Raw genomic sequence first — 11,194 nt, 5'->3', positions numbered from 1 at the left:
CTCATGGAACAGCACACCCTCCAGAGCGCCGACCACCTCATCGAAACCCTCGAAGAACGCGGCCTCTGGAAGGACGAAACCACCTCCTGAACCACAGGGGTGCCACCCGCCGCGACGGAGGACTCCAGGTGCCGGGGCCGGCTACTTCGCCGGTGTGGCGGGCTGGTCGGCGTGGGCGGCCCAGGAGGCGAGGATACGCAGGCCGTCGTGGGAGGGGGTGCCGGGTTCGGCGGTCCAGGTGACGAGCTGCTGGGCAGGGTCGGTGGCCCAGGTCAGGGTGTCCCAGTCGAGGGTGAGGTCACCGGCGACCGGATGGTGGTAGACCTTGGTGCCCATGCCGCGGACGGCGACGTGGTGGGCGCCCCACCAGCGGCGGAAGTCCGCGTCGTGGACGGACAGTTCCCCCACGAGCGCGCTCAGGCGGGGGTCGTGCGGATCACGCGCGGCTTCCATGCGCAGCTGTGCCACGCACGTATGGGCGACCGTCTTCCACTCGGGGTAGAGGTCCCTGAAAGCGGGGTCCATGAACACCAGCCGGACAACGTTGCGCTGCTTCTCGGGGATCTTCCCGAAGTCGGTCATCAGCGCGGCGGCCATCGGGTTCCAGGCCAGGACGTCCATACGGCGGCCGAGGACCATGGCCGGGGTGGTGACGAGGTCGTCCAGGAGCCGGCGCAGCTGGGGCTGGACCTTCTGCACGGCGTGGCGCCGGGGGCGGGCGTCGTCGCGGCCGGCCAGTTCGAAGGCGTAGTCGCGTTCGTCCTCGTTCATGTGCAGGACCTCGGCGAGAGCCTCCAGCACGGGCCGGGAGGCCTGGCGGCGGCCCTGTTCCAGACGGGTGTAGTAGTCGGTGCTGATGGAGGCGAGCAGGGCCACCTCCTCGCGGCGCAGGCCCTTGACCTGCCGTCTGCCCCCGGTGTCCGGCAGCCCCACCATGGCGGGGCTCAGCTCCGTCCGGCGGGCCTTGAGGAAGGCACCCAACTCGTTGCGGTGCGCGTTGCTGCTCATGCCGTCCAGCATGACAGCGAACACCCGTGCCGGGAGGGGGCCGGCGCTGTCCCAGGACATCCCTGTCGGGGGCTGCGAACCGCCCATTCCGCACGGCTGCCACAGGTGGAAGCCTTCAACACGTGGCAGTCGGGTCCGGCCACGGGAGACACACTTTCCCTCCCCGAAGGCCGGTCGGACGGGCGCCACACAGGCTATTCCACCCCGGAACCAAGGAACGCCACAGCACATGAAGGCAAACGTCACCTTTCCCAGCGCCGGTCTCTCCCTCGCCGGCATCCTCTACACCCCGGACAGCCACACCGGCGCACCCCTGCCGGCCGTGGTCGTCTCCCACCCCGGCGGTGGTGTGAAGGAGCAGACGGCGAGCATCTACGCGGAACGTCTGGCCCGCGAAGGCTTCGCCGCGCTCGTCTTCGACGCCGCCTACCAGGGGGAGAGCGAGGGCACCCCGCGCGGCCTGGAGAACCCCTTCCAGCGCGCCGAGGACGTCCGCGCCGCCATCACCTACCTGACCACCCGCGACGACATCGACCCCGCCCGCATCGGCGCCCTCGGTATCTGCGCCTCCGGCGGCTACGTGCCCTTCGCCGCCCAGACCGACCACCGCATCAAGGCGGTCGCCACCGTCAGCGCCGTCGACATCAACAGCCTCCTGGTCGAAGGCCTCGGCCGCACCCAGGGTCCCGAGGTCCTTCAGGGCCTGCTCGACCAGGCCGGCGCCCTGCGCACCGCCGAGGCCAAGGGCGAGACCCCGGCCGTGCTGAACTGGGCCCCCGAGAGCCCCGAGGGCCTGGAGGAGGCGCCGACCCTCTACCGCGAGGCGCAGGACTACTACCGCACCCCCCGCGGCGGGCACTGCAACTCCACCAACGAGTGGCCGCTGCGCAGCATCGACCACATCGCCCAGTTCGAGCCGTACGCGCTGATCCGGCTGATCGCCCCGCGCCCGCTGCTGATGATCGTCGGCTCCGACTCCGACACCGCCTACTTCAGCCGCGAGGCCATCGAGAAGGCCGACGGGCCCAAGGAACTGTTCGTGGTCGACGGGGCCACCCACGTCTCCCTCTACGACAAGGACGAGCACGTCACCCCCGCCGTCGCCAAGCTCACCGACTTCTTCGGTCAGTACCTGGCCGGCTGAGACCACCCTCTCCGGCCCTGTGGCGCCGCCCCTCTGCGAGGGCGGCGCCACAGGCCGTTTGCTCTCCATGACCTTCCCCGGGACCGACGCGCCCCGCGCAGCGCTTCACCGCCGCCTCCGCCCGTCACCGGGCGGAGGCGTATCGGCCCTGGCGGTGAGCTCAGGGGGATCCCAGGTGTCCAACTCCCTGGACACCCGCCGGCCGGAAGGCTTCCTGGAGTACGGGTTCGGCAGCGCCGCCCCGTACAGCCACCGACCGAAGTGACCCCCCGTAGCCCTCAACCGCGGCAAGCGGTGCATCAGCATCGACATCAAGGACCGGGAACAACTGGTCACGCTGCACCGGTTGATCGCCGAGCGCGCCGACGTCTTCGTCCACAACCTCCGGCCGGGCGCCGCCGCCACCTACGGGCTGGACCCGGACAGCCTGCGGGCACCAAGCCGGAGCTGATCTGCTGCGAGATCGGCGCCTTCGGGCACCAGGGGCCGCTGAGCACGCTGCCCGGCTACGACCCACTGATGCAGGCGTTCGCCGGCATCATGAGCATCACCGGCGAGGAGGACCGGTCCCCGGTGCGGGCCGGGGTGTCCATCGTCGACTTCGGGACCGGGATGTGGGCCGTGATCGGCATCCTGGCGGCGCTCCACCGGCGCGCCGCCAAGCACTCCGGCGCGACCGTGAACGCCTCGCTGCTGGAGACGGCCCTCGCCTGGATGTCCATCGGCATCGCGAGCCACAACGCCGACGGGGCACCCGGCGGACGGCACGGCTCGGGCGTGGCGTTCATCGTGCCGCACCGTGCCTACCCGGCCGCCGACGGCGATCTGGTCGTCAGCTGTGCGAACGACGCGCTGTTCGGCCGGCTGAGCGAGGCACTCGGGCGGCCGGAATGGGCCGGGGACGACAGATTCGCCACGAACGCGGCGCGCCTGCGCAACCGGGCCGAGATCGACCGGCTCATCGCCGAGCGGCTGGCCCGGCAACCGCGCGCCCACTGGCAGGAGCGGCTGCAGTCGGCCGGCGTCCCGGTGGCTCCGATCCAGACCACCGCCGAGGTCGTCGCCCACGAGCAGACGCGCGCGCTCGGCATCATCGGCAATCCGCCCGACGACGAGCTGGGCGTGGTGGGCCTGCCCCTGTCCTTCGACGGCAGACGTCCGCCGCCGCTGCACGCGGCGCGTCACATCGGCGCGGACGACGACAAGATCGGGGACGTGCTGAAGGACCGGCTCTGAGAACGGCCGCCGGTACGGGAGGGGAACGTCACGGCGTACCCGCCGGCGCGCTGCCGGTGGTTCCTCCGTACCGGCCGGCTCACCGCCGACGGGTGGTCCGGCCACCGACGACTCGACAATCCGCGCGCACCTTGAGGGCGGTCACATGGGCATGTTCAACCGGCTCCACCTGATCCGTCAGGTCGACCTGTTCACGCTGCGACTCTTCCTCTCCGCGATCGAGGAACAGCAGACCGGCCGCGCGGCGATCCGCGAGAACATCGCCGCGTCGACGGCGACCAAACGCATCCAGATCCTGGAGGACATCTCCGGCATCCAGCTCCTGGAACGCGGACCGAAGGGGGTCGTCCCGAGCCCGGCGGGCGAGGTCCTGGCGCGTTACGTCCGGCAGATCTTCGACAGCCTGGAAGACCTGCGCTCGGAGATCTCCTCCTTCACCGAAGGCGTGCGCGGAGAGCTGACCATCGCATCGGCGCGCACCATCGTCGTCCCCTTCCTCGCCCGGGAGACGGGCGATTACAGCCGCGAGTTCCCGCTCGTGCGGCTGACGCTGCACGACGTCGAGAACGCGCAGGTCGTGCGGCAGGTCGCGCACGGCCAGGCGGACGTCGGTGTGTTCGCGGCGGCGTACGGGCTGGACCTCGACGGGGTCGACGTCACGCCCTACCGGCGTGACCGTCTGGTCGTCGTCGTACCGCGGGACCATCTGCGCAGCGAGCGGACCGGGGTGACGTTCCAGGACCTGCTGCCCGAGAAACTGATCGCGGTCACCTCCCTGCTCGGCGCCTTCCGTGCCGCCGCGGGCCGGCTGGAGCGGGAATTCGCACCGGAGTACCACGTCCGGAGCGCGAGTGTGGCGCTCAGCCTCGTCCAGGCCGGGCTGGGGGTCACCGTGCAGCCCGAGTGCCTGCTCACCCAGGAGGATCTGGGAAGTGTGGCCGTGCTCGAGCTCGCCGAGCCGTGGGCGGTGCGGAAGATCCACATCGCCACCGCGCGCGGACGCACTCCGAGCCCGGCCGCGGGCGCGTTCCTCACCCAACTGCTCGACCGGCCGAGCGACCACCGGGGCGCCTGAGCGTCCAGCGCACCCGCCCCGCGTTCCCGACCGCCCGGGAACGCGGGGTTTCGCGCGCGGCGGGCCCCTTCGCGTCCGGCGACCGGTGGCGGTCGCCGGACGCCGCGCCTACACCCGCTCGATCAACGCGACCTTGACGTGGTCGGGACGCTTGAGCGTGCCGTCGGGGACGAGTTCGACGACCGTCTTGACGTTGAGCGCGGAGCGGATGCGCTGTTCGAGCGCGGTGCGCAGCTCGTCCCGCTGCTCCTGTCCCATCCCGGCCGCGTGCTCCACGACCAGGGGCAGCGGGCGCTGCGTCGAGTGTCCCTCGAAGTCGGCCCGGACGCGCATCTCCCCGGTGGTCCGCGGTGCCAGTTCGAGGACCAACTGCTTGAGGGCCGAGGGAAAGACGTTGATCCCGCGGACGATGAGCATGTCGTCGGTGCGTCCGATGCACCGCACCTTGTAGCCCGTCCGGCCGCAGGAACAGTCGGTCCCGGTGACCACGACGTGGTCCCGGGTGCGGAAGCGCAGCAGGGGAGAGGCCTGGCGGCGAAGCGCCGTGTAGACCAGCTCGCCCTGGGCACCCTCGACCGGTGCGACCTGCTCGCCGGTCTCCGGGTCGATCAGTTCGGCGATCATGAGGTCCGGTGACAGGAAGTGCATTCCCTCGCCCGCCTCGCACTCGCCCCAGTAGGTGCAGGCGATGTCCGTGCCGCCGAGCATCTCCCGCGCGGTCGCGCCCCAGAGCGACTCGAGGTTGTCACGGACCGAGGGCAGCCCGCCGCCGGGCTCACCGCCGACGCTGATCGCGCGCACGCCCAGTTCACGGGCGGGCCGGCCGACGATCTTCGGGGCCTGCTCGGCGAGGTGGGCGAGGAAGTACGGGGTGCCGATCAGCGCGTTGGGACGTTGGTCCGCCTGGACGCGCAGCAGCCGTTCCGCCCCCGCCTCCGCACCGATCGGGATGTCGACGATGCCCATGTACCGCAGGATCTGGACGACCGGCAGGCCGCCGACGAAGCCCTTGCTCATGCCGAAGGCGTGCAACAGCCGGTCGCCGGGGCGGAATCCGTTGGCGTAGAGTGCCCGCGCGCCGAGTTCGCACCAGGTGATGATGTCGCTCGCGGTCAGCGCCACGTACGACGGGCTGCCCGTCGTACCGGAGGACGCCTGGATCTGGACGATGTCGCGGTCGTCCACGGCGACATGGGCGCCGAGCGGCGGGCAGCCGGCCAGACTGTCGCGCAGCTCCTGCTTCTCGGTGAACGGCAGTCCGGCCAGGTCCTCGACCGTCCTGACCCTCGAGGCGTCGATACCGTGCCCGGAGAATTTCTCCCGGTAGAAGGCGCTGTTCGCGGTCAGGTGAGCGATTTGTTCTCTCAGTCGTTCGTTCTGTACCGCCCGTGCCTCCGCGGGGGAAATGGTCTCGATGGGGCTCCAGTACTTCTCTGAGAACGGAGCAACTGTCATGACGCCTCCTTCTCGCCTCAGATACTTCATATAAAATATAATCTATGGTGAGGGTCGTCGATGCCCAGTGAGGGACCTGCCTCTCGCACCGCGGGCCGGCGGTCCGGGCGCACCCGCAACCGGCGAGTCGAAAGGACGACCATGCCTCCCGAAGAAGCAACCGCCCAGCAGGGGCCGCTGTCCGGCCTCAGGGTTGTCGAGATCTCAAGCTACGTGGCGACCCCGCTGTGCGGGCTGACCCTCGCCCAACTGGGCGCGGACGTCGTCCGGGTCGAGCCCCTCGGCGGCGCGGCCGACCGCACCAGGTGGCCGCTGGCCGATTCCGGCACCAGCCTGTACTGGTCGGGACTGAACAAGGGCAAGCGCGCCGTCACCGTCGACATGGCGTCCGAGGCGGAGCGCCGGCGTGTGGTGGACCTGATCGTGCGGGGCGGCCCGTGCGCCGTGGTGAGCAACAGCGACCGTTACCCGGAGTTCGGCTACGAGTCGCTGAGCGCGCTGCGCCCCGACGTGATCCACGCGCTGCTCCAGGGGCGTGCCGACGGCGGCGCCGGAGTGGACTACACCGTCCAGGCGGCCAGCGGCTTCCCGCTGATCACCGGTCCGGCCGGCACCGACGCGCCGGTCAACCACGTCCTGCCGGCCTGGGACATCGCGGCCGGCCTGTACCTGGCGGTCGGACTGCTCGCCGCGGAGCGGGACCGGCTGGTCAGCGGTCGGGGCCGCAGCATCCGGGTCGCGCTGGACGACGTGGCGCTGGCCACCGCGGGCAACCTGGGATATCTGGCCGAGGCGCAGGTCACAGGGCACGAGCGCGTCAAGTCGGGCAACGACGTCTTCGGCACCTACGGCCGTGATTTCCTGACCGCCGACGGCGTGCGGGTGATGGTCGTGATCCTGACGGAGCGGCACTGGACCAAGCTCCTGGCCGCCACCGGCCTGACGGCGGTCTTCGAGGGGCTGGCCGACACGCTCGGCATCGACTTCTCCGGCGAGTCGCAGCGCTATGAACACCGCGAGCTGATCTCGACCCTGCTGGCACGGTGGTTCGGCGGTGTCCCGTTCACCGAGGCGGCCGCGGTCCTCGACCGCCACCGGATCCTGTGGGAGCGCTACCGGAGCTTCGCGGAACTCGGCCGCGACGGCGGCGCCGAGCTGCGCAAGAGCGACCTCTTCGGCGTGGTCGACCAGCCCGGCGTGGGCCCGCACCTGGCCCCGAAGTCACCCGTCGTCGTGGACGGCGAGCGCCCGGAGCCCCGCCCGGCCCCCGCGGTCGGCGAGCACAACGCGGAGCTGCTGCCCGCGGCGGCGTCCACCGCACCGACCGTGGACGGCCCGGGCGACGGGGGCGGTACCGGGAGCCTGACGGCGACCCGCCGGTCCGGGTGACGACCACCAGGAAGGCGACCCGGGAACGTGGCTCGGAGCGGCCCGGTTGCTCCGGGCCGCTCGGCACGGCGGTTCGCCCACGGCGCGCATCGCCTTGGCGAGGGTGGCCGCCATCAATGCCCGCGGGCCGGCGGTCGCCTCACTCCGTCACGACTGGCGCGCGTTCCCGTTGTCGTACAGCTCAGCCGACGGCCACCGTCCCTCCTCCACCGCGGAGTGGATCCGGCGGGTCAGCTCCCGGGCCACGACTTCGACGGCGGGTGTGATCCTCCCCGATCTGGAGGTGCCGAGCACGATCGAGCGCCACACCTCCGGTTCGCACAGGGGCGCGGCGCTCAGCGTGCCGTTCGCCACGTCCTCGGCGATGCCGACACCGGGAAGAATGGTCCAGCCGTGGCCGGCCAGCACCAGCTGCTTCTGCACCTGCATGGAGTTGGTCTGGACGACCAGGTTCATCTCCACCTTGGCCTGCGCGGCGGCGGCGTCGATCACCTTGCGCAGTCCGTGGCCGGCCGCGGGCACCACCAGCGGATGGGACACCGCCTGCGCCAGCGGGACGGGGCACTCCGCCCGCAGTCCCGCGGCCGGCGGCGCCACCGCCCACAACTTCTCCCGCACCAGCGGTTCCGCGTTGAGCGAGGGGGTGCTGGCGAGGTTGTACAGCAGGGTCAGATCCAGGTCCCCGTCATCGAGCCACTGCTGAAGGTGCCCGGAGTACGCGGTGAGCAGCCGCAGCTCGATGCCGGGGTGCTCGCGGAGGACGGCGGAGGCGAGCGGCTCGGCCAGCAGGTTGACGGCGCTGTCGAGCAGGCCGACGTTCACGATGCCGCTGACCACACCCGGTGTCGGGCGGATCTCCGCACGAGCCCGTTCCAGCTCGTTCAGGGCTCGCCGGGCGCGCTCGACCATGGTCGTACCGGCGGCCGTGGGCTGCATCCCCTGCCGGGTCCGCTCGAACAGGGCGACGCCCAGCTCGTGCTCCAGCGTGCGGATCTGCCGCGTGACCGCGGGCTGGACGAGATGCAGCAGCTCGGCCGCCCGCGTGACACTGCCTGCCTCGGCCACGGTCACGAGTGCCCTGAGTTGCTTGATGTCCACCGGTTCGCCCCTTCACTCGACGTCCATCTGCGCCAGGCATGAGGACATCAACATTCGGTATTTCACCTTCGGCCTCATGAGCATCCATGATGACACTGCCGCCGGACAAGAAGGCCCGCCCAAGGCACCACGCCTTCGGCCGACCCGGCGACGACCCCTCACCCAGCACATTTCCCGCACGGCCCCGTGGAGGTCGGAACATGACCGCACTGCCGCTCACCGGCGTCACCGTCGTGAGCGTCGAGCAGGCGGTGGCGGCGCCGTTCGCCACCCGCCAACTCGCCGACCTCGGCGCCCGCGTGATCAAGGTGGAGCGGCCCGGGGGAGGGGACTTCGCCCGTCGGTACGACACCACCGTGCACGGTCAGTCCAGCTATTTCGTCTGGCTCAACCGGTCCAAGGAGTCCCTGACCCTGGACCTCAGGACCGAGTCCGGCCGGGAGGCGCTGGAAGAACTGCTGACGTCGGCGGACGTGTTCGTACAGAACCTGGCCCCCGGGGCCGCGGCCCGCCTCGGCCTGGACACCGCTTCCCTCACCAAGCGGCACACCTCGCTGATCCCGTGCACCGTGTCCGGCTACGGCACGTCCGGCCCGTGGGCCGAGCGCAAGGCGTACGACCTGCTGGTGCAGTGCCAGACCGGCCTGGTCTCACTGACCGGCACCCGGGAGGAGAGCGCCCGGGTGGGGGTGTCGATCGCCGACATCGCGGCCGGCATGTACGCCTACTCAGGCGTCCTGACCGCGCTGTACACACGGGCGGTCACCGGTGTCGCGCGGGCCGTGGAGGTCTCGCTCTTCGAAGCGCTGGCGGAGTGGATGAGCCAGCCCGCCTACTACACCCGTCACGGCGGCACCCAGCCCCCGCGGATGGGCACCCGGCACGCCACGATCGCACCGTACGGCGCCTACCCGGCGGCGGACGGCAGACAGGTGCTGTTCTCCGTCCAGAACGAGCGGGAGTGGACCGCGCTGTGCGAACGCTTACTGGAGCGGCCGGAGTGGGCGGACGACCCGCGGTTCGCCACGGGTTCCGACCGGGTGGCCCACCGCGACGAGCTCGACGCCGTCATCCGCGAGCGGTTCGCACGGTCGAGCGGCGACGAGGTGATGCGCGTGCTGGACGCGGCCGGCATCGCCTGCGCCGGGGTCAACGACGTGCGGGAATTCGTCGAACATCCGGTGCTCGCCGGGCGGAACCGCTGGCGGGACGTGGGCATCCCCGGTGCCGTGGTGCCGGCCCTGCTGCCGCCGGCCGACCTGGCCGGGGTCGAGCCGCGCATGGACCCCGTGCCCGCCGTCGGCGAACACACCGAACAGATTCTGGCCGAACTCGGATTCTCCGCCGCGAGGATCGAAGGCCTGCGGACCGAGGGCGTCATCTGACGTCCGGCAGCACGTTTCGGCACCCATTGACGCGAAAGACGAGGAGCACATCGTGAGCACCCTGGACGCCCTCTCCGACGACGAGCAGTTCGTCGTCAGGACGGTACGCGATTTCGTGGACAGGGAGGTGAAGCCCGTCGTCCAGGAACTCGAACACTCCAACACCTACCCCGAGGCCCTGATCGAGCAGATGAAGAAGCTCGGCATCTACGGTCTCGCCATCCCCGAGGAGTACGGCGGCAATCCCGTCTCCATGCCGTGTTTCGTCCTGGTCACCGAGGAGCTGTCCCGCGGCTGGATGAGCCTGGCCGGCGCCATGGGCAGCCACACCGTGGTCGCCAAACTGCTGGTGCACTTCGGCACCGAGGAGCAGAAGCGCCGCTACCTGCCCCGGATGGCCACCGGCGCGATGCGCGCCACGATGGCCCTGACCGAACCCGGTGGGGGCTCCGACCTCCAGGCCATGCGCACCGTGGCCCGCAAGGACGGCGACGAGTACGTCGTCAACGGCTCCAAGACCTGGATCACGAACTCCCGGCGCGCCGGACTGATCGCGCTGATGTGCAAGACCGATCCCGCGGCGAGCCCCGCCCACAAGGGCATCTCGATCCTCCTGGCCGAGCACGGCCCCGGCCTCGCGGTCTCCCGTGACCTGCCCAAGCTCGGCTACAAGGGCGTCGAGAGCTGTGAGCTGGCCTTCGACGACTACCGCGTGCCGGCCGACGCGGTGCTCGGCGGGGTGGAGGGCAGGGGCTTCGCGCAGATGATGAAGGGTCTGGAGACCGGCCGGCTCCAGGTGGCCGCCCGCGCGCTCGGCGTCGGCCGGGCGGCACTGGAGGACTCGCTCGCCTACGCCCAGGAGCGGGAATCCTTCGGCAAGCCCATCTGGCAGCACCAGTCGATCGGCCACTACCTCGCCGACATGGCCACTTCACTGACCGCCGCACGCCAGCTCACCCTGTACGCGGCACGGGAGGCCGAGGCGGGTCGCCGGGTGGACATGGAGGCCGGCATGGCCAAGCTGTTCGCCTCCGAGACCGGCATGCAGATCGCCCTCAACGCCGTCCGCATCCACGGCGGTTACGGCTACTCGACCGAGTTCGACGTCGAGCGCTACTTCCGGGACGCCCCGCTGATGATCGTCGGCGAGGGCACCAACGAGATCCAGAAGAACGTGATCGCGGGCCAGTTGGTCAAGCGCGGCGGACTCGACGCGTGACGGCACACGGCACCGCAGGCAAACGAGCGGCCCGGACGAAGGCTGCCGAGGGAAACCAGGAGACACCCTGAAGATGAACATCATCGTGTGTGTGAAGTACGTGCCCGACGCCACTGGCGACCGGCACTTCGCCGATGACCTGACCGTCGACCGCGACGACGTGGACGGTCTGCTCTCCGAGCTGG

Annotated in this window: 8 protein-coding genes and 2 pseudogenes; 7 read left to right on the top strand and 3 right to left on the bottom strand. The window is 70.8% G+C overall.

Annotation, left to right across the window (positions count from 1 at the left end; translation table 11 throughout):
* Nucleotides 1-141: 141 nt before the first annotated feature.
* Nucleotides 142-1,008 (bottom strand): helix-turn-helix domain-containing protein, encoded by an 867-nt coding sequence (locus tag AB0E62_RS39395; RefSeq protein WP_362205766.1) that lies wholly within the window; start codon nt 1,006-1,008, stop codon nt 142-144.
* Nucleotides 1,009-1,237: 229 nt separating this feature from the next.
* Here AB0E62_RS39395 and AB0E62_RS39390 point away from each other — a divergent pair, with 229 nt between their 5' ends.
* The 3 genes and pseudogenes from AB0E62_RS39390 to AB0E62_RS39380 all read left to right on the top strand — a co-directional run bounded on the left by AB0E62_RS39390 (nt 1,238) and on the right by AB0E62_RS39380 (nt 4,463).
* A complete protein-coding gene (locus tag AB0E62_RS39390) occupies nt 1,238-2,152 on the top strand; it encodes an alpha/beta hydrolase (RefSeq protein WP_362205763.1) in 915 nt (304 codons plus the stop codon).
* Nucleotides 2,153-2,450: 298 nt separating this feature from the next.
* Nucleotides 2,451-3,388, top strand: a pseudogene (locus tag AB0E62_RS39385) (CoA transferase).
* A 145-nt stretch (nt 3,389-3,533) separates the two neighbouring features.
* Nucleotides 3,534-4,463 (top strand): LysR substrate-binding domain-containing protein, encoded by a 930-nt coding sequence (locus tag AB0E62_RS39380; RefSeq protein ID WP_362205760.1) that lies wholly within the window; start codon nt 3,534-3,536, stop codon nt 4,461-4,463.
* Nucleotides 4,464-4,571: 108 nt separating this feature from the next.
* On the opposite strand, the gene AB0E62_RS39375 is transcribed toward AB0E62_RS39380, so the two are convergent.
* Nucleotides 4,572-5,918 carry an AMP-binding protein gene (locus AB0E62_RS39375; protein ID WP_362205757.1) on the bottom strand — a complete coding sequence of 449 codons (1,347 nt, stop codon included), beginning with the start codon at nt 5,916-5,918 and terminating at the stop codon, nt 4,572-4,574.
* Between the two features lie 141 nt (nt 5,919-6,059).
* Between AB0E62_RS39375 and AB0E62_RS39370 the strand changes: the two genes are divergently transcribed.
* Nucleotides 6,060-7,307, top strand: coding sequence for a CoA transferase (locus tag AB0E62_RS39370; protein WP_362205754.1), 1,248 nt, complete (start codon nt 6,060-6,062; stop codon nt 7,305-7,307).
* A 147-nt stretch (nt 7,308-7,454) separates the two neighbouring features.
* On the opposite strand, the gene AB0E62_RS39365 is transcribed toward AB0E62_RS39370, so the two are convergent.
* A complete protein-coding gene (locus tag AB0E62_RS39365) occupies nt 7,455-8,405 on the bottom strand; it encodes a LysR family transcriptional regulator (RefSeq protein ID WP_362205751.1) in 951 nt (316 codons plus the stop codon).
* A gap of 200 nt (nt 8,406-8,605) precedes the next feature.
* Between AB0E62_RS39365 and AB0E62_RS39360 the strand changes: the two genes are divergently transcribed.
* The 3 genes and pseudogenes from AB0E62_RS39360 to AB0E62_RS39350 form a co-directional block, all read left to right on the top strand.
* Nucleotides 8,606-9,790 carry a CaiB/BaiF CoA-transferase family protein gene (locus tag AB0E62_RS39360; protein ID WP_362205749.1) on the top strand — a complete coding sequence of 395 codons (1,185 nt, stop codon included), beginning with the start codon at nt 8,606-8,608 and terminating at the stop codon, nt 9,788-9,790.
* Between the two features lie 52 nt (nt 9,791-9,842).
* Entirely contained in the window at nt 9,843-11,009 is a 1,167-nt protein-coding gene (locus AB0E62_RS39355) for an acyl-CoA dehydrogenase family protein (protein ID WP_362205746.1), read from the top strand.
* Between the two features lie 67 nt (nt 11,010-11,076).
* A pseudogene (locus tag AB0E62_RS39350) lies at nt 11,077-11,194 on the top strand (electron transfer flavoprotein subunit beta); the annotation flags it as partial.

The sequence above is a fragment of the Streptomyces sp. NPDC038707 genome (assembly GCF_040636485.1).
Classification (GTDB): domain Bacteria; phylum Actinomycetota; class Actinomycetes; order Streptomycetales; family Streptomycetaceae; genus Streptomyces.
This window is presented reverse-complemented; position numbering and strand designations above follow the sequence as displayed.

Coding starts and splice junctions, on each gene's coding strand:
- AB0E62_RS39375 (WP_362205757.1), bottom strand. CDS start 5,918: ATGACAGTTGCTCCGTTCTCAGAGAAGTACTGGAGCCCCATCGAGACC.
- AB0E62_RS39370 (WP_362205754.1), top strand. CDS start 6,060: ATGCCTCCCGAAGAAGCAACCGCCCAGCAGGGGCCGCTGTCCGGCCTC.
- AB0E62_RS39395 (WP_362205766.1), bottom strand. CDS start 1,008: ATGAGCAGCAACGCGCACCGCAACGAGTTGGGTGCCTTCCTCAAGGCC.
- AB0E62_RS39360 (WP_362205749.1), top strand. CDS start 8,606: ATGACCGCACTGCCGCTCACCGGCGTCACCGTCGTGAGCGTCGAGCAG.
- AB0E62_RS39380 (WP_362205760.1), top strand. CDS start 3,534: ATGGGCATGTTCAACCGGCTCCACCTGATCCGTCAGGTCGACCTGTTC.
- AB0E62_RS39390 (WP_362205763.1), top strand. CDS start 1,238: ATGAAGGCAAACGTCACCTTTCCCAGCGCCGGTCTCTCCCTCGCCGGC.